The 17,766-nt window shown below is 67.2% G+C and carries 14 protein-coding genes; 8 read left to right on the top strand and 6 right to left on the bottom strand.

What is annotated here, in order from left to right:
- Position 1: 1 nt before the first annotated feature.
- Entirely contained in the window at positions 2–1,423 is a 1,422-nt protein-coding gene (locus tag JVH1_RS17795; protein ID WP_009476832.1) for a DUF2252 domain-containing protein, read from the bottom strand.
- Complete coding sequence (locus JVH1_RS17790) at positions 1,420–2,334, bottom strand: AI-2E family transporter (RefSeq protein WP_009476833.1); 915 nt, start codon at positions 2,332–2,334, stop codon at positions 1,420–1,422. The genes JVH1_RS17795 and JVH1_RS17790 overlap by 4 nt, the downstream gene beginning before the upstream one ends.
- Positions 2,335–2,779: 445 nt before the next feature.
- On the opposite strand from JVH1_RS17790, the gene JVH1_RS17785 reads away from it, so the two are divergent.
- The 7 genes from JVH1_RS17785 to JVH1_RS17755 all read left to right on the top strand — a co-directional run bounded on the left by JVH1_RS17785 (position 2,780) and on the right by JVH1_RS17755 (position 11,871).
- Complete coding sequence (locus JVH1_RS17785) at positions 2,780–5,461, top strand: LuxR C-terminal-related transcriptional regulator (protein ID WP_009476835.1); 2,682 nt, start codon at positions 2,780–2,782, stop codon at positions 5,459–5,461.
- A gap of 91 nt (positions 5,462–5,552) precedes the next feature.
- A complete protein-coding gene (locus JVH1_RS17780; RefSeq protein ID WP_009476836.1) occupies positions 5,553–5,777 on the top strand; it encodes a hypothetical protein in 225 nt (74 codons plus the stop codon).
- Between the two features lie 82 nt (positions 5,778–5,859).
- Complete coding sequence (locus JVH1_RS17775; protein WP_157174039.1) at positions 5,860–7,407, top strand: DUF1254 domain-containing protein; 1,548 nt, start codon at positions 5,860–5,862, stop codon at positions 7,405–7,407.
- Positions 7,408–7,419: 12 nt separating this feature from the next.
- Positions 7,420–8,673 (top strand): sodium:proton antiporter, encoded by a 1,254-nt coding sequence (locus tag JVH1_RS17770; protein ID WP_009476838.1) that lies wholly within the window; start codon positions 7,420–7,422, stop codon positions 8,671–8,673.
- Between the two features lie 56 nt (positions 8,674–8,729).
- Positions 8,730–9,686, top strand: a complete 957-nt coding sequence (locus JVH1_RS17765) for a hypothetical protein (RefSeq protein WP_009476839.1) — start codon at positions 8,730–8,732, stop codon at positions 9,684–9,686.
- A 47-nt stretch (positions 9,687–9,733) separates the two neighbouring features.
- Positions 9,734–11,281, top strand: a complete 1,548-nt coding sequence (locus tag JVH1_RS17760) for a DUF1254 domain-containing protein (RefSeq protein WP_009476840.1) — start codon at positions 9,734–9,736, stop codon at positions 11,279–11,281.
- A 170-nt stretch (positions 11,282–11,451) separates the two neighbouring features.
- Positions 11,452–11,871 carry a potassium channel family protein gene (locus JVH1_RS17755; protein ID WP_157174040.1) on the top strand — a complete coding sequence of 140 codons (420 nt, stop codon included), beginning with the start codon at positions 11,452–11,454 and terminating at the stop codon, positions 11,869–11,871.
- 72 nt (positions 11,872–11,943) lie between these two features.
- On the opposite strand, the gene JVH1_RS17750 is transcribed toward JVH1_RS17755, so the two are convergent.
- The 4 genes from JVH1_RS17750 to JVH1_RS17735 form a co-directional block, all read right to left on the bottom strand.
- Positions 11,944–12,474, bottom strand: coding sequence for a DUF1269 domain-containing protein (locus JVH1_RS17750; protein WP_009476842.1), 531 nt, complete (start codon positions 12,472–12,474; stop codon positions 11,944–11,946).
- 242 nt (positions 12,475–12,716) lie between these two features.
- Complete coding sequence (locus JVH1_RS17745) at positions 12,717–13,793, bottom strand: 3-hydroxyacyl-CoA dehydrogenase (RefSeq protein ID WP_009476843.1); 1,077 nt, start codon at positions 13,791–13,793, stop codon at positions 12,717–12,719.
- Positions 13,794–13,848: 55 nt separating this feature from the next.
- The gene (locus JVH1_RS17740) at positions 13,849–14,781 is read right to left on the bottom strand and encodes an alpha/beta hydrolase (protein ID WP_009476844.1); all 933 of its coding nucleotides are present in this window, start codon (positions 14,779–14,781) and stop codon (positions 13,849–13,851) included.
- 14 nt (positions 14,782–14,795) lie between these two features.
- Complete coding sequence (locus JVH1_RS17735; RefSeq protein WP_192817851.1) at positions 14,796–16,265, bottom strand: NAD(P)/FAD-dependent oxidoreductase; 1,470 nt, start codon at positions 16,263–16,265, stop codon at positions 14,796–14,798.
- Between the two features lie 159 nt (positions 16,266–16,424).
- On the opposite strand from JVH1_RS17735, the gene JVH1_RS17730 reads away from it, so the two are divergent.
- The gene (locus JVH1_RS17730) at positions 16,425–17,672 is read left to right on the top strand and encodes a CdaR family transcriptional regulator (protein WP_192817849.1); all 1,248 of its coding nucleotides are present in this window, start codon (positions 16,425–16,427) and stop codon (positions 17,670–17,672) included.
- The last annotated feature ends 94 nt before the right edge of the window (positions 17,673–17,766 follow it).

Here is a 17,766-nt window from a genome sequence, read left to right as displayed (position 1 = left end):
GTCATGTTCCTGGGTGTGCGGTGATCCGGCCGTCGTCGATGGCCTGGCGCAGCGCGGCGTGGTCGCGGGCGTTCTGGTCGGCGTAGGCCTCGGCGAAGGAGGCCAGCGCTTTATCGAAGTCGTCGTCCGAGCCCAGGTACCCGGCGATGGCGAACCGGTCGCCGGCGCGGGCGTGCGCATACGCGAGCACACGGGCGCACAGCCGGCCGTAGAGGGTCATCAGGTGGGCGGACATGGTCTCGATGACGGCCGAGCCCTTGCCGTCGCGCAGCTGGCGGACGTAGTAGTCCCGGACCGTCCCGTCCGGGTCCGGTCCCTGTTGCCAGCCGAGGAGGATGTCGCTGGCGGCCTGGATCCGGCGTTGCCCGGTGACGACGCGTTCGCCCTGGTTGGTGATCGTGGGGCCGTCGAGGTATTCCGCGAGGACCGAGGCCCGCGCCTCCTTGGCCTGTAGGAACAGGGGGTCACCGCCGGTGCCGCGGAGCAGGATGATCCAGGCCCGGGTGCCGACGCTGCCAACGCCGACGACTTTCCGTGCCGTCTGGACGTATTCGAATCGATCGAACAGGACACGTCGGGCGGGTTGCAGGGTGTCGCGGTATTCGCGCAGTCGCTGGATCAGCTCCCGGTTGATCTGTTCGGCTTCGGTGTCGGTGAAGATCTCCTCGATGGGAACGACCAGCGGCGGCGTGCTCACGATCCGCGGGGTGCCGTCCACGAGTGTGGTCAGTTTGGACAGCGCCTGCACGCTGTCGCGGCCCCAGGATTTGCGGATCGTCTTCTTCACGCGTTTGCGTGCCGAGGAGTCCAGGGCGTCGCGGAGCTCGTCCAACTCGGCGGCGGCGTCGATGTGGGAGTACCAGACCGCGAGCTCGCCGCACTCGGCCTGGCGGGTCATCGTTTCGCGGTATTCGGCCGCGCAGGCGCGGGCGATCCGCTTACGTTCTTTGCCACGGAACCCGTTGCCGCGGCCGGCGACGGCGAGGCTCGCGACGAGTCGTTTGACGTCCCATTCGAAGGGGCCGGGATAGGTTTCGTCGAAGTCGTTGACATCGAAGGCGAGGTCGCGTTCCGGTGTGGCGAAGAGCCCGAAGTTGCTCAGGTGGGCGTCCCCGCACAGCTGGGTGTGCAGACCGGTGGTCGGGGTGTGCGCGAGGTCGTCAGCCATCACCAGGGCGGCGCCACGATAGAACGCGAACGGTGACTCGGCCATCCGCCCGTACCGGATGGGGACGAGGTCGGGAACCCTATTGGTCGCCTGGGACTCGAGCAGGCCGACGGGGTCACGGTCACGGGTTCGATCGTGTTCGGCGATGGCGCCGAACGGGATTCGGTGCCGAACCGTTTCGCCGTGCTCGGTGCGAGCGGCCCGGGTCGGATGGTCGGTGGGTCGCGGTACGGGGGGAGTGTCTGGTGTTGTCATGGCGTAGTCCCTGGCTTCGCGGCGACGGTGTCGTCCGGTTCGTCTTCTTCCGGTGTGCCGTCATCGGGTGTCACCGTGCTGGCGAGCATGACCTGCACCCATCGCGTCGACGGATCGATGTCCACCAACATCGCCTTGGCGAACAGTGTCAACGGGATCGCCAGGATCGCCCCCAGCGGTCCGAGCACCCACGACCACAACACGAGCGAGAGCGGCAGCGGGATGCCCATCAGCCACAGTGCGCCCGCGTCGAGCACCGCGACGATCAGACCGAAGAAGGTCGAGACGAAAAGGTAGCTGCGCGTGCCGGCGGCGAAGCTGGTGAACGCCGACGCGAGGTCGGGGCGCAGCCGATTCAGTGTGTTCAGCCGCCACGTGTAGGTGGCGGCGTCGGCGGACATGAACAACAGCAGGGCAAACACGAACAGCAGGTTCGAGAACACCGCGAGGGTGCTTGCGAGAATATCGCTGACCAGGTCGGTCACCTTGGACATGTCGATGCCCGCGATCATCTGCTGCACCTGGTCCGAGCCGATACCGTGCGATTGCAGCCCGGACTGGACGTTGCCGACGAGTTCGTTGAACTTGTCGGAGTATTCGGGGAGCAGGGTGGACAGTTGCGCGATCGAGAACACCAGGGAGAGGACGAGGAACAGCAGGATCCCCCACACGGCCAGGATCGCCACGATCATCACGAGCCACCCCGGCCAGCCCTTGCGCCGCAACGCGTTGGGGATCGGCTGGACAGCAACGGTGAGTATCAGCGCGAGAAACACCGGGCCGACGACGTCGGCGAACGCCTTCAACGCCCCGAGGGCGATGACCAGGCTCGCCCCGCCGACCAGGACGATGACCCCGCGGGGCATCGCCCAATTCGGCACGGTCGCCGGTGACGCAGATACCGGGCGCATCGCTACTTCTCTCGTCGAAGAGTGTCGCGTGTGACGATCGATTCACTGTCGATCTTGTGATCCGCGGTCTTGGTCATGCGTGAACGGTCTCGCCCACCCGGTGTTGGCGCGCCGATATAGGTTGTCGCCGGTAGCGCGATGAGGCCGCGGGGAATCGTCCACGGCGCTGGGGGCACCGCCGGGTGCGGGGCGGATTCGTCGGAGTGCATCTCTTGCGCCTCCTTCCCTCTGGTTGGGATCGCGTGCGGTGAGCTCGGGCCGAGCCGCGAGGAGGGCCACCAGGTGACGAGGTCGGGCACCCTCACATGTGGTCTGGTTCCCAGCTTTCGCAGCCCGGCCGCTGGTCGCATCCACCGAAACGGGTGACGACCTGGGAAGCATCGGAGTTCAATGGAGGGGTCGAGCGGATCACGCAGAATCGCTTCGGACGGACGCCGGTGCCCCCATGCAGAACCCTGCAGTGCCCGATCCCGCAGTACCCGATCCCGCGGTTCCCGATCGCGCGGGTCCCGGATCAATCGACCCGCTGCTCGCGGCCCGGTTCGCGGTCCCGGCGGCCCCCAAGATCCTCGTCCGCCGGCCGGGGCTGCTCGACCGGCTGACCGCCGGAACGCGCGGTCCGGTGACCCTCGTCGCCGGACCGGCCGGCGCCGGCAAGACGGTGCTCGCCGCCCAGTGGGCCCGGGAGCACACGGCACTCCCACCCCCGGTATGGCTGACCGTGGAACCCGGCGACGCCCCGGGACTGTTCTGGGCCTATGTGCTCGAGGCGTTGCACCGGGGCGGGGTACTGCCGGTTGGGGTCGGGCGGCCGGAGCGGGCAGAGGAGGTCGACCACCCACTGCTGGTGCGGCTCGCCGACGCGTTGGCCGCCTCCCGGCAGCCGGCGATCCTGGTACTCGACCAGTTCGACGCGGCGTCCGCACCCGAGATCGCCGCCGGCCTGCACTTCGTCGTCACGCACGCCGCCGGCGTGCTGCGGCTCGTGCTCACTACCCGGACCGAGCCTCTGCTGCCGCTGCACCGCTACCGGGCGCACGGCGATATCACCGAGATCCGCAACGCCGACCTGATGTTCACCCCTGCGGAAGGCGAACTGCTGCTGCACTCGCACGGGCTGGAGATCTCGCGGGCGGGTGTTGCACTGCTGGCCGAACGCACCGCCGGCTGGGCTGCCGGGCTGCGACTGTCCGCGTTGGCGATGCAGCGCAGCACCGACCCGGAGGCGTTCATCGGCGCATTCGCCGCCGACCGCACCACGATCGCCGACTACCTCCTCTCGGAGGTGCTCGCCGCACAGCCGCCCGCGGCGCAGGAGCTGCTGCTGTGTGCCTGCATCACCGACCGGATCCATCCCGAACTGGCGGACCTGCTCACCGGCCGCCGCGACGCCGACTGGACCCTGGCCCGCCTCGCCCGCGCCCACGCCTTCCTCGAACGCGTCGAGGGATCGGCCTGGTACCGGCTGCATCCGCTGTTCGCCGAGGTGCTCCGCGCGCACCTCTCGCAGCGATACCCCGGCCTCGAACCCCGGCTGCGCGCCCAGGCGGCGCGCTGGTTCGCCGACACCGGGCGCGTCACCGATGCCGTCGCACAGGCCGCCGCCGCCGATGACTGGCAGTTCGCGGCCGGGCAGCTGGTCGACAACCTTGCGGTCGGCCGGCTCCTCACCGGACTCGACACCGCACGACTCGCTCAGGCGTTCGCCGCCATGCCGGCGGACCTGCCCGGCGCGGCCCCGGCGCTGGTGGACGCCGCTCTCCGACTCGCCGATGGTGACTTGACCGGTTGCACGGCCGCGCTGACCCGGGCCGACGAGTTCCTGCGCGCCGGGCCCGTTGCCCCGGAACCCCAGCTGGTCCGTTCGATGGTCGGGGTGCTCGCGGGACGGGCCGCCGGCGATCTGGCCGCCACCCGGCAGGCGGCGACCACCGCCGACCGGCTGCTCCACACGGTGCCGCAGCCCCTGCGCGGGCAACACCCCGAGATCCCTGCGATGGTGCTGGGTGGGCTCGGCTCGGCCGAACTCGGCGCCGGCCATCTCGACCTCGCCGAACAGATACTCACCGACGCGGTCACCGCGAGCGAGCGACCCGGAACCCAACAGCCGCTGCGGGATTCGCTGGGCTCCCTCGCCCTGGTCGAGCTGCTGCAGGGACGTCTGAGACAAGCCCTGGCACACTCGCGCCGAGCGCTCGCCGTCGCCGAGCGCTCCGCGGTGCCACCGGACGACCTGGTCCGGCTCAGTCACCTCGTCCTGGCCGGAGTCGCGGCCGAACACGACGACCGAGCGGCCGCCCACACCCATCTCGACCTGGCAATCGAGCCCGCCGGACCCCGGCCCGACCCCATGACGACGGCAACGGCCGCCGTCATCTGCTCCCGGCTCGCCACCGCCGACGGTGATTGGCGCGGCGCCCTCGAGATCCTGCGCACCGCGGAAACAGCCCTGGTTCACCCCCCGCCTCAGTGGGCGGCGGATGAATTGGTCATCGCCGCATCCTGCGCCCACCTCGCGCACGCCGACACCCGGGCAGCCCTCGAAGTCCTCGACGCCGCACCCTCCGGCCGTCCGGAGCACGCCGTGGCACGGGCCCGGGTACAGCTGGCCACCGGTCAGAACACCGCCCGCGCGCTGGAAGTCCTCGCGGACGTGCCGGCGGGCACATCGGTCCCGACCCGGGTGCAGGCGTGTCTGCTGCGGTCCCAGGCCGCTGCCGACGACGGGAACACCGACCAGGCCCGCCGACTGCTCCAGAAGGCGCTCGGCCTCGCCCGCCCGCAGGAGTTGCGGCGGGTCTTCGTCGAGAGTGGACCCTGGGTGCACCAATGGCTTCGGCAGAACCCGCAACGCGCGAACGGACACGACTGGCTGCCCACCCCCCTCCGCCCTGGTCTGCTCCCGGCCGACGATCTGGCACTGCCCGCCGTGATCGAGCCCCCGACCCCACGAGAGCTCGACGTGCTACGCCAGGTCGCGGCGATGCTGACCACCGAAGAAATCGCGGCCGAGCTGTCGATCTCGACCAACACCGTCAAGACGCACCTGCTGCGCATCTACCGCAAGCTCGGCGTCACGCGCCGCCGCGAGGCCGTCCACCGCGCCCGCGACCTCGGGATTCTGTAGCGGCGGGTCGCCCATACCGGGTGATCCCAACAGGCCCGGGCGCGGCAGATGATGAGGACAACTCGCCTTCGGCTCCGAGAAACGAGCTCACATGCGTTACGAATTCCGTGTCGCCGGCGTCGTGTCGCAGGCACTGACCGACACCTTCCCCGAACTCGACCACGTCCGCATGCCCGATCAAACCCTGTTCTTCGGCGACGTGACCGACGAAGCCCACCTGTACGGGCTGCTCAACCGGTTCCAAAACCTCGGCCTGCAGGTCCTCGAGATGCGGCAGCTGCCCGCCTCACGTGCCGGCCCACCCCCGGACGAATGAACATCCCTCGACACAGAAGCTGCTCGCGTTCCGCCCGCCCCAACGCATTTACCGCCTGACCACCCGAATCGGAGAAACCCAGATGAGCATCGACAGAAAAGTCCTGGAATCGCTCTCCGCCCCCGACCGCCTCGAAACCCCATTAGGGGCACTCGAATTCACCGACGGCGCCCCGTCCAAAGAAACCGTGGAGAAGGCGTATGACCACCTCGATCTGATGCACGGAGTGAACGTTTTCCTCAACGCCTTTCCGGGCGCATCCACCTGGGCGATGCGCCAAGGTTTCCTCGGTATCGGCGCCGAAGACAACACGGTCGTGATGTTCTCCGAACTGATGGATTCCCAGTCCCTGTTCCTGACCGCCAACGCCGACACCGTCTATTACCTCTCGTTCGTGGATCTCAGTAGCGGGCCGATGGTGGTCGAGACGCCGCCGATGGCGTTGGGCGTCTTCGACGACATGTGGTTCCACTGGATCATCGACTTCGGCCTCCCCGGCCCCGATCGGGGCGAGGGCGGCCGGTTCCTACTCCTTCCCCCGGGTTACGACGGGCCCCTGCCCGACAGCGGATTCCATGTGGGCCAGTCGCAGACCAACCGCGCCCTGCTGCTCGGCCGGTCGTTCATGCAGGACAGCGACCCGAAGCCGACGGTCGAGGAGATCAAGGACCGGCTGAAGATCTACCCCTACGTGCCGGGTACATACGGGACCAGTGTCGCGACATTGCTGGAAGGAAAGGTCCCCCCGGGAAAGTCGGCGACGCCGCCGAAAACCAACTTCGTCGAGGCCAGCGGGAAGGCGTTCAACACCATCCCGCCGTCCGACTTCGGTTTCTACGAGACGCTCAACGCGATGGTCCAGGAAGAGCCCGCCACCGCCACCGACCCAGAGACGATGGGACAGCTGGCCGCGATCGGGATCGTCAAGGGTGAAAAGTTCGACCCGGACGAGCGGATGCGCAAGATTCTGCAGGAGGCGGCCGCGGTGGGCCATGCGACCTCGCGGTCGTTGATGTTTGACGCCCGCGAGTCGGAGGGACATATCTACTACCCGGGATCGGCGTGGACCGCCATGCTCTTCCCCGGGGGCTACACCTTCGAGACACCCCCTCCGCTGGTCACCGAGGAGGGCATCAAACCGTTCCCGCCCGGCGGCGCGAAGAAGCTGCACCTGCGGACGTTGTTCTTCTACGGCTACACCGGCATCACCCCGGCGATGTGCATGCGACTGACCGGTATCGGATCGCAATACCTGGTGGCGTTCAAGGATTCCGAGAACAACTTCTTCGACGGCGCCAAGCACTACACGGTGACACTGCCCCCTGATATCCCCGCGGCGCGTTTCTGGTCGATCACCTTGTACGACAACCAGACCCGGTCGATGCTGCAGACGCAGCAACGCTTCCCGAGGTCCGGCAGTCAGAGCTACCCCACCCCGGCCGCGGAGGCTGATGCCGACGGGTCGACCACGGTCCACTTCTCTCCCGACAAGCCCGACGGTGTCGGCGAGGGCAACTGGATCCAGAGTGACCCGAACAAGGGATATTTTGTCATCCTGCGCCTCTACAGCCCGCTGCAATCCTTCTTCGACAAGACCTGGCGACCCAGCGAGGTCGATCCGGTGCGATGAGGCGGTGACACCGTGACGTGGGCATTTCCCGCAATCGCCGGCGTGCTGCTCGTCTTCGCCGCCATCTCCGGCCGCATCGAGGGTACACCGATCACGGCCCCGATCGTCTTCACCGGTAGTGGCCTCGTCCTCGGTGCCAGCGTGGCCGGGCTGATCGACGTGGAAGCCACCGGCGAGATCATCAAACTCCTCGCCGAGGTGACGCTGGCACTGGTGCTGTTCTCCGATGCCTCCCACGTGGACCTGCCGGCGCTCCGCGCCGAGATCTCCCTGCCCGCACGACTGCTCGGCATCGGGCTGCCGTTGACCATCGCGGCAGGTTTCGGCGCCGCGGTGGTGATGCTCGGTGACTTCGCCTGGCCCGAGGCGCTGCTCCTCGCGGTGATCCTCGCCCCCACCGACGCCGCGCTCGGGCAGGCCGTGGTCACGCTCCCGCTTCTCCCGTCCCGGGTACGCCAGGGCTTGAACGTCGAGAGCGGTCTCAACGACGGGATCTGCGTGCCACTGTTTCTGGTCGTGCTGGCGATCGCCCAGGCCGAGTCGGGGGCGATCGGGGGCGGCGCGGCCGTCCGGTTGGTCGCCGAACAGATCGGGTACGGCATCGTGGCCGGCCTCGGCGCCGGGGCGGTCGCCGCCGCGATCCTGATCACCGCCCAACGGCGCGGAACGATCGACCCGTTGTGGGCGCAGATCGTTCCCGTCGCGGCTGCTGTCCTCGCCTACACCTTCGCCGTGCCGCTGGGCGGGTCGGGATTCATTGCCGCATTCGTCGGCGGACTGACCTTCGGGACCATCCGCCGCCGCAAGGCGGCCGGCAGTGACGGTGCGGGTCTCCTCGACGAGTCCGGGGACCTGTTCAACGCCGTGACCTTCATCGTCTTCGGCGCCATCCTGCTAGGCCCCGCCCTCGGTCACCTGTCCTGGGCGGTGCTCGGCTACGCGGTGGTGAGCCTGACCGTCGTCCGCATGATCCCGGTGGCGTTGTCGATGATCGGGATGCACGCCCGCGCACCGACCGTCGGCTTCATCGGCTGGTTCGGCCCACGCGGGCTCGCCACCATCGTCTTCGCCATTCTCATCCTCGAAGAACCGGGCGAACTACCCCACGAGGAACTGCTCCTGACCACCGCGATCGTCACGATCGGCCTCTCGGTCCTGGCCCACGGACTCAGCGCCTCGCCGCTGGCCAACCGCTACGCCACCTGGTTCCGCAACAACCCCCGCGGTGAGACACAACCAGCCCAGCAAACGACACCCTCGACATGACACATGACACATGACACATGACAACCGGGCACCGAACACACAAGGGAGAAGATCCGATGGCCACAGAATTCCGGGAGAGGGCCCGCCGGCTGCGCAACGCACTCGAACCCGTGGCGGCCGGGGTGTACTTCGCCCCCGAGGCGCACGCGGCGTACGAGAAACTCGGTTTCGCGGGCAGTCCCGTCACCCACGAAGGCGCCGCCCGCCCGGAAATGACGGCGTACTTCACCAGCCGCAGCGCCTGCATGGGCGACGTACCGGGGGAAGTGGTCGCCGCCGCCTTCGGCTGCTTCAACCCGAAGGCCGTCGTGCCCGCCGTCGAGAAAGGACGGCAGCTCGCCGACCGCGAAACAATCCTCGCAGCCCGGGAAAAGGGGGCGACCGCCATGCTGGCGCGGGTGCTCGGCGATAAGCCCGAGGGGCTCGCTCGGGTGACCGACCTGCTCCGCCGCGGCGCCGACGCGGCCCGGTGGGAAGCGCACCCGATCTACGGGGGCCTGCGCTCGCTCGGCTTCCCCGGCACCCCGATCGGTGACTTGTGGCGGGCGGCGGACCTGCTGAGGGAGCACCGAGGCGACAGCCACGTCATCGCCTGGGCGGTCGGCGGCGTCGACGCGGTCGAGATCCTCCTGCTGACCGAACAGTGGTGGGGACTCCCGGCCCGCGCCTACGCCCCGACCCGCGGCTGGAAAGCGGCCGATATGGACGCCGGCTTCGAGCGACTCGAGAAACGTGGACTTGTGACCGGCGACGAGAAGCTCACCGACGCCGGCCGCGCATTCCGCGAGGAAATCGAGGTCCGCACCGACGAACTCGAACGGTCCGTGCTGGACGCACTCGGCGACGACCTCGACGAACTGCTCTCACACCTCGACCCCTGGTCCGAGGCCGTCGTCGCCGCCAAGTCCTACCCCAAGCGGATCGCCGGTATCTACAACGTCGGCGGTGGGCCGCATTTCGGCTCCGGATTGACCATCGACACCGCGGCCGAAAAGTACGAGAACAAGGCATGAACCGCCCTGGCCGATAGCCAGCGTTAAGAGTGGAAGGGAACCGTCAGATGAGTGTCGACCGAAAAACCCTGGAATCGATCTCCGCGCCCGCCCGGATGGACACCCGGCTCGGCGCCGTGGACTTCACCGACGGCGCACCGAGCCGGGAGACCGTGGAAAAGGCGTACGACCACCTCGACTTCCTGCACGGGGTGAACGTCTACCTGAACGCGTTCCCGGGAGCATCCACCTGGGCGCTGCGCCAAGGCTTCCTCGACGCCGGCGCCGAGGACAACTCGATCCTCATCTTTTCGGAGCTATTGGATTCGCAGTCACTGTTCCTGACCGCCAACGCCGACACCGTCTACTTCTGGTCGATCGTGGATCTGAACGGCGGCCCGATGGTGGTCGAGACACCGCCGATGGCGTTGGGCGTCTTCGACGACATGTGGTTTCACTGGATCAGCGACTTCGGACTGCCTGGCCCCGACCGGGGCGAGGGCGGCCGATTCCTGCTCATCCCCCCGGGTCACGACGGTCCCCTGCCCGACAGCGGCTTCCATCTGGGCCACTCGCGGACCAACCGCGTCATGCTGATCGGCCGGTCGTTCATGCAGGACAGCGACCCGAAACCCACGGTCGCGGTGATCAAGAACACCCTGAAGCTGTACCCGTACGTGCCCGGTGGGTACGGCACCGCCGTCGCGACGCTGCTGGAAGGGAAGGTCCGGCCAGGGAAGTCGGCGGCGCCGCCGGAGACCCGGTTCGTCGAGGCGAGTGGGAAGGAGTTCAACACGATTCCGCCCTCGGACTTCGGGTTCTACGAACTGCTCGACACATTGGTCCAGGAAGAGCCCGCCACTGCCACCGATGCCGAAACGCTGGGGCAGCTGGCCGCGATCGGCATCGTGAAGGGTGAAAAGTTCGACCCGGACGAGCGGATGCGCAAGATCCTGGAGGAGGCGGCCGCCGTGGGCCACGCGACCTCGCGGTCGTTGATGTTCGATGCCCGCGAGTCGGAGGGGCACGTGTACTACCCGGACTCGGCCTGGACCAACATGCTCTTCCCCGGCGGCTACACCTTCGAGACCCCGCCGCCGCTGGTCACCGAGGACGGTATCAAACCCTTCCCGCCCGGCGGTGCGAAGAAGCTGCACCTGCGGACGATGTTCTTCTACGGTTACACCGCGATCACCCCGGCGATGTGCATGCTGCTGACCGGCATCGGGTCGCAATACCTGGTGGCGTTCAAGGACACCGAGAACAACTATTACGACGGCGCGAAGACGTACACGATGTCGTTGCCGCCCGACATCCCCGCGGCCCGGTTCTGGTCGGTCACGTTGTACGACAACCAGACCCGGTCGATGCTGCAGACACCGCAACGCTTCCCGAGGGCCGGCAGCCAGAGCTACCCGTCCCCGGCCGCCGACGCCGATGCCGATGGGTCGACCACGATCCACTTCGCCCCCGAGAAACCGGATGGTGTCGGCCAGGGAAACTGGATCCAAACCGACCCGGAAAAGGGATTCTTCATCATCCTTCGGCTGTACAGCCCGCTGCAATCCTTCTTCGACAAGACCTGGCGACCGAGCGAAATCGAGCGGGTGCAGTAACGCGGTAGGGAAGTCTTCCGCGAGTGTCCCAGGGAGGCGACCTGATGTTCGACCACTCACCGGCGCCGACACGCGCGAGCCGGCGCGCACAGCTGCGCGGAGCGATTCTGCGTCCGATACTGACAACGGCACTGCTACTTGCGCTGTATTTTACTGTGCCACTGGACAATGTGAACGATCCACGGAGCTGGCTGCTGCTCGTCGGGGCGATTTGCGTGTTCGGTGCGGTGACCACGTGGCAGTTCCGCCGGATCCTGCGATCGCGGTACCCGGTGCCCCAGGCCGTCGAGGCGATCGCCACCGTCCTGCCGCTCTACCTGCTCGGATTCTCGATCATGTACTACCTGATGGCGGCGGTGAACCCGGGCAGCTTCTCGGCCGCGCTGTCCCGGATGGCGTCGCTGTATTTCACCGTCACCGTCTTCTCGACCGTCGGATTCGGGGACATCCTGGCCGTCTCGGACACCGGACGGGCGGTGGTCACCACCCAAATGGTCACCAACCTGGTGCTCTTGGGGATCGGCGGCAAACTCCTCTACGGCGCCATCGAGCGCTCACGGAAGCGCCGAGAGCCCACGGACCCCGTCTAGAAGAATCGGGCTCGCCCTCGACGTCGTGCGACCGGAGGCGCGAGGCGTCGAACCGTCGTGTCGGTGCAATTCTCAGGATTTGGAGGCCTCGTCGATCTCCTTGCTGACCTGCTCCGTGTCCGCCTCGAGCTGCTTCTTGGTCACCTTGGAGGCGCGTTCGAGCGCCTTCTCGACGCGCGCCTCGAGGTCCGTCGCCGCAACGACGATCAGTCCGCTGTCACCCGCGTCGAGCAGCTCACCCACCTCCTTGAGGTCGGAGCGGCTCATCCCGGCCGCGACGTGCCCGCCGAGGGCCCCGAGACCAGCGCCGCCGGCGCCACCCAACAACAGCCCGGCCCCGAGCCCTACGGCTGGGAACAGGGCAACGAGCGCACCCCCGACCAGGCCGATGCCGAGTCCGCCCCAGGCGCCCTGCCGGGTCGGCTGCTCATGCTTCTTGACTATCTTGACCTTGCCTTTGTCCGTTCTGGTGATGACGGCGGCGTCGTAGGTATCGACCAGGCCCGTCTCGACGTAGAGCTCGTGCACGGCGTCGTAGTCGGCGATCGCGGCGTCCTGCGAGTCGTAGGTCGCCGCCAGGAGGGCGAATGTATCGAGGGCCATGGTTTCCTCCAATTGATGTGGATGACGGTGGGTCAGTGAAGGCGCGGGCTAGGTCGGCCACCAGGCCGGTGGGTCGCCCGGCTCGGCCAGTAGTTGGCCTTCGCGCGGAATGGCTCCGACCAATCGCGGATATCGATTGACGTCACCTCGATCCGGTTGTGCATGCTGTAGCCGCCTCGCATTGTTGTCCGGCTTCCAGCCTCGACACCCGCAGCGCCGGTCACATCCCCCGAAACGGGTGACTACCAGGCGACCACCCGGGTAGTGGGTGCGTGCTCATGAGGCTTACCGACATGTCGCGATTGCTCGTCGGGGTTGTTCACCCCTGTGCTGCCACATCGCGCCGGTGGCCTATTGGCCGACGTGTGGAGCAGTAACGCCTTTTCCGCAATGTCGGAGGCTGCGGAAATGTCTGGGGGAGAAAGGAAGTCGTCGGTGCCGTAGGCGGGATCGGGATAGTTGTAGTATCCCCGTCCTGTCTGCAATCCCAGCAGACCCTGATCGAGGAAGTTCTTCTCGATGTAGTGGGCATTCCGGAGCATCTGCTCGTCGTTGTTCACATGCCCCCAGTGGTCGAGAACATTGAACACGGTGGTCATACCGACGACGTCCATCAGCCCCAATGGGCCCATGGAGCAGCCTCGATTGACGATCATGTAGGTGCGGTCGACGTCCTCGGCGGTTGCGACATCGTTTGTCACGAGGGTTTGTGCGGCATTCAGCAGGGGAACGAGCCAGGTATTGATGGCGTACCCATTCTGCTGCTTCTGTATCGGGACGGGGACCATGCCGATTTCGATTCCGAACTCCGTTGCCGCGATCAACGTATCTCGCGCGGTTTCCGGGTGCGCCATGATCTCCACTGCATTCAGTTTCCAGATGAGATTGGCGAAATGCATCGCGCAGTATTTTTCCGGACGGCCGGTCGCTGCTGCAAAGTCCTGCGGCAACAATGTCGACGAGTTCGTCGCGATCAACGTGTGTTCGGGGAGGTGCGGTGCCATGGTCTCGTAGACGCTGGTCTTCACGTCGGGCCTCTCCGATACCGCTTCGATGACCAAGTCTGCATGCTGAACGGCCTCGGAAATGTCGGTGCTGTAGGTCAACCGTTTCCGGGTCTTCGCGATGTCCTCGTCGGTGGCGGCGACGTCCACGCGGTAGATGTCGGCGTACATTTCGTGCGCAGCACGGCAATTGTCGATGGCCTTCTGGTGTAGGTCGTAGACGACAACGTCCTTTCCCTTGAACGCGCTGTGCCATGCAATCTGCCCGCCGAGGACACCTGCGCCCAATACGGTGACCCGATTCAGGTCGGACATAACTTCTCCATTCGTGTTCGGTGATGCACATTTCTGATGTGCGATGGGTGCCGTCTCACATCGTCAGTGACGGCGTGCTGCGGACGGGGTCGAGGACTTGGTGGAGAAAGGCGAGCTGGTCGGCCAGTGCCTGCTGCTGCCACGGCCCCTGGTAGACGTCGAAGTGATCGACGGGGTACTCGCGTAGTTGCGCGAGCGGACCGGCCTTCGCGGCGGTCCGGCGCGCGGCGTCAGGCGGCGCGATGCGGTCGCGTGTGCCGACTTGCACCAGGATCGGGCAGGTGAGACGACGGGCGAACGTAGTGGGCCGGTTCAACCCGACCTCCAGCGCTGTGCGTGCACACACTTCGTTGCGCCAGGTGGCGCCGGCCATGGAGGTGTAGGCCTCCTCGGCGCCGGGCGTGCTGATGATCGCCGCCGACCCGGGCTGCCCGACCAGCGGAACGTGGTGCGGTGCGCGCTTGGTCAGCGCACGGGCGACGTCCCGCAGCCCGTGTCCGGTGGCGCGAACCAGCTGGCCGGGTCCGGCATAGCGGGCGATCTGCACCAGGGCGGCCGACCCGTCGGTGGCCGGTGTCATGGAAACGACCGCCGAGATGCGCCGATCCTCCGCCGCGACCGCGATGACGTGACCACCGGAGTACGACGTCCCCCACAGTGCGATCCGGTCCGGGTCGACGCCCGGCAGGCGGCGGGCCGCATCGATCGCGGCACGGTAGTCCTGTCGCTGACGCCGGAACGAAACATCCTGGCGTGGACCGCCGTCCGAGTCACCGAAGCCGCGGTAGTCGAAGACGAACGCATCGATGCCTGCCTCAGCGAATGCCTCGGCGTAGCTCAGCAGGCCGGTGTCCCGGGTGCCGCCGAAGCCGTGTGCCATGACCACGCACGGCCGGCCGGGTTCCCGGTCCGCCGCGTCGGTGGTGGCCGAAACGTGCCAGGCCGCACAGGTGACGCCGTGGCTGGTGAAGGTGATCTCGTTCTTCATCGTGCTCGCTCCGATCACGAGGCCAGCAGAGCCGGCTGGTTGGCGGTGAATCGCAGGTCGGGGTCCTCGATCGGCCCCTCACGCAGCCGCTCGACGTCCTTCTCGTAGGCCATCGCGGCCGTCCACGGGCCGCTGGTGCCTGCACGGGGGAACGCGGCGACCGCACGCTGGACGTATCCGGAGGTGAGGTCGAGCAACGGGACCCGTTCCATGCCCGGATCGGTGAGGACCGGTTCGACTGTGGTGTAGCCGCGCTCGTCCATGTGGTCGAGCAGTCGGCAGAAGTGCTCGCTGATGAGGTCGACCTTGAGCGTCCAGGAGATGTTCGTGTAGCCGAGTGCGAACACGAAGTTCGGTAGGCCGCTGAGCATCATCGACTTGTAGACGGTCGTGTCGGGCGGATTCACCGGCTCTCCGTCGACACTGAGCTGGATCGCACCGAACGCGAGCATGTTCAGACCGGTGGCGGTGACGACGATGTCGGCCTCGAGTTCCTGGCCGGACTCGAGCCGGATCCCGGTTTCGGTGAAACGCTCGATCCGGTCCGTCACCACCGAGGCGTGGCCTGTCGAGATCGCCTTGAACAGGTCGCCGTTGGGCACCATGCACAGGCGCTGATCCCAGGGGTTGTAGCGGGGGGTGAAGTGGGTGTCGACGTCGAAGTTCTTGGGCAGTTGGCGGCGGACGTTGGCGATCAACAGCTTGCGCATGAGCTTCGGGGAGCGGCGGCAGGCCTTGAAGATCCCGCGGTGCATCATGATGTTCTTGCGCCGGATGATCGGGTAGGCACGCTTCGGGCCGATCAGCTTGTTGAGCGTGTTCGCGATCGCGTCCTCGGCCGGCAGCGAGAGCACGTAGCTCGGCGAGCGCTGCAACATCGTGATGTGCGCGGCGGTGCCGGCCATCGCGGGGATCAGCGTTGCCGCGGTCGCGCCGCTGCCGATGACAACCACCTTCTTGCCGGAGTAGTCGAGCTCTTCGGGCCAGTGCTGGGGATGAACCACTTGGCCGGTGAAGTCCTCGATGCCGTCGAACTCGGGCGTGAAGCCGGCCTCGTGGTTGTAGTAGCCGGTGCCGGAGAACAGGAATCGCGCGGTGATCTGCACGGTCTCGTCGCTGCCGGAACGTTGTGCGGTCACGGTCCAGCGCCCCGCCGACGAGGAGAACTCCGCCGACGACACCCGGTATCCGAATCGGATGTGCTCGTCGATGTGGTTCTCGGTGACGGTCTCCTGCAGGTAGTCCAGGATGATGTGCGCGTCGGCGATCGCCTTCTTGTGCGTCCACGGCTTGAATCCGAAGCCGAAGGTCGGCATGTCGGAGTCCGAGCGGATCCCCGGGTAGCGGAACTGGGTCCACGTCCCGCCGATCGCGTCCTTACCCTCCAGGATCGCGAACGTCGTGTCGGGTCGGCGGGTCTTCAGGTGGTAGGCCGCACCGATTCCGGAGATGCCGGCGCCGATGATCAACACATCGAAGTCCATGGTCTCCACCTCGGGAATGGTCGTGATCGTCACTGGGGTCTCCTGGTCGCTGTCGTGCGAGGTTGTGATGTGTTTCACAGTAGTTCTGCACCCGCGCCCAGCGACATGTCCGCTCGCCTAATCCTTGCCCCCGACTATGTGCGGTAGCACACTCGTTTCATGACCAGCGGAACGACCCCGACTGTGATCGTCGGTCTCATGGGTGATGTCGCCGAGTCGATGCTCGCCGAACTCGATCAGTTCGTCGAAGACATGGACGCCGAGGAGGTCAAGCTGGCCCCAGCGCTGGGCGCCGATGCAGCAATCGCGGCGGAGATGTCGGCAAGCAACCGCGCGAACGTCGCGCGCCTACTCACTACACTCGCACGCCGCGACGGCCGCGCCGCACCGATCGACGTCCCACCGGAGGCGCTGGATGTGGTCCGCACCGTCGTTCGCCGCGGCAGCGACCTCGACGTGATCTTCCACGCCTACCGCCGAGGGCAGAACCTGGTGTGGCAGAGCTTCATCGCGCACGCCGCACGGATCGTCCCACCGGGCCCGCAGCTCGTCGAGTTGTTGGAGGCGTTTTCGCAGCACCTGTTCGAGTACGTCGACCACGTGATCGGCCGTGTCATTGCCGACGCGCAGCGCGAGCGCGAGGAGGTGCTCGGTGGTGCGCTCGCACGCCGTGCCGAGACCATTCGTCTGATCCTCGACGGTGCCCCGATCGACAGCCGCCGAGCCGGCGAACGCCTGGGGTACGAACTGGCCCGGCGCCATACCGCACTCGTGTTGTGGGCCCAACCGCCCGGCGAGGTGCAGGGCGCGCTGGAGTCCGCCGCCACCAGCCTCGCCCGCGCCGCCGGTGCGCGCCCTCCGCTGACCCTCCCCGCCGGGACCTCGACGCTGTGGGCATGGTTCGGCACCGACTCCGACCCCGCGCTCGACACACTGCGCGACGCGCTCACCCGAGCGCAACCCAATGTCCGCGTCGCGGTCGGCCCCACCCAGCCCGGCATCACCGGGTTCCGCCGCTCACATGATGCGGCGCTGACCGTCCAGCGGCTGCTCAGCGGGCATCCGAGCGGCGCGCGCCTAGCGCTCTACCGCGACCTCGAAGTCACGGCGCTGGCAGCGCAGAACCCAGACCGCGCGGCCGATTTCGTCGCCACGACGCTGGGCCCGCTCGCCGCGGACACACCCAGTGCAGCTCGGCTCCGCGAGACCTTGCGGGTGTTTCTCGACGAAGCGGACAACGCACCCCGCGCCGCCGTCCGCCTGCACACCCACCGCAACACCGTCCTGCAACGCGTCGCGCGTGCAACCGAACTCCTCGGTCACCATCCCGGCGAACGCCGGCTGGCGCTCGAACTCGCGCTCGAGCTCGCCCACCAGATCGGGCCACGGGTCCTCACCCGGACCTGATGAACGATTCAGGATCCCGGGGTCGCGCGCGGACACCGGTCTCACAGGTCGCCGATGACGCCGGGGTGAGCGGACTCGGCCGAAATGCGAACAT

Origin of the sequence: Rhodococcus sp. JVH1 (genome assembly GCF_000280725.2) — a bacterium.
GTDB classification, from domain to species: domain Bacteria; phylum Actinomycetota; class Actinomycetes; order Mycobacteriales; family Mycobacteriaceae; genus Rhodococcus_F; species Rhodococcus_F jostii_A.
The sequence above is the reverse complement of the archived record's forward strand: the minus strand, read 5'-3'. Positions and strand labels throughout refer to the sequence as shown.

Excerpts from the sequence above, each read along its gene's own strand:
- JVH1_RS17745 (WP_009476843.1), bottom strand. The coding sequence starts at position 13,793 with ATGTCCGACCTGAATCGGGTCACCGTATTGGGCGCAGGTGTCCTCGGC.
- JVH1_RS17735 (WP_192817851.1), bottom strand. The coding sequence starts at position 16,265 with ATGGACTTCGATGTGTTGATCATCGGCGCCGGCATCTCCGGAATCGGT.
- JVH1_RS17790 (WP_009476833.1), bottom strand. The coding sequence starts at position 2,334 with ATGCGCCCGGTATCTGCGTCACCGGCGACCGTGCCGAATTGGGCGATG.
- JVH1_RS17780 (WP_009476836.1), top strand. The coding sequence starts at position 5,553 with ATGCGTTACGAATTCCGTGTCGCCGGCGTCGTGTCGCAGGCACTGACC.
- JVH1_RS17760 (WP_009476840.1), top strand. The coding sequence starts at position 9,734 with ATGAGTGTCGACCGAAAAACCCTGGAATCGATCTCCGCGCCCGCCCGG.
- JVH1_RS17765 (WP_009476839.1), top strand. The coding sequence starts at position 8,730 with ATGGCCACAGAATTCCGGGAGAGGGCCCGCCGGCTGCGCAACGCACTC.
- JVH1_RS17740 (WP_009476844.1), bottom strand. The coding sequence starts at position 14,781 with ATGAAGAACGAGATCACCTTCACCAGCCACGGCGTCACCTGTGCGGCC.
- JVH1_RS17775 (WP_157174039.1), top strand. The coding sequence starts at position 5,860 with ATGAGCATCGACAGAAAAGTCCTGGAATCGCTCTCCGCCCCCGACCGC.
- JVH1_RS17730 (WP_192817849.1), top strand. The coding sequence starts at position 16,425 with ATGACCAGCGGAACGACCCCGACTGTGATCGTCGGTCTCATGGGTGAT.
- JVH1_RS17750 (WP_009476842.1), bottom strand. The coding sequence starts at position 12,474 with ATGGCCCTCGATACATTCGCCCTCCTGGCGGCGACCTACGACTCGCAG.
- JVH1_RS17785 (WP_009476835.1), top strand. The coding sequence starts at position 2,780 with ATGCAGAACCCTGCAGTGCCCGATCCCGCAGTACCCGATCCCGCGGTT.
- JVH1_RS17795 (WP_009476832.1), bottom strand. The coding sequence starts at position 1,423 with ATGACAACACCAGACACTCCCCCCGTACCGCGACCCACCGACCATCCG.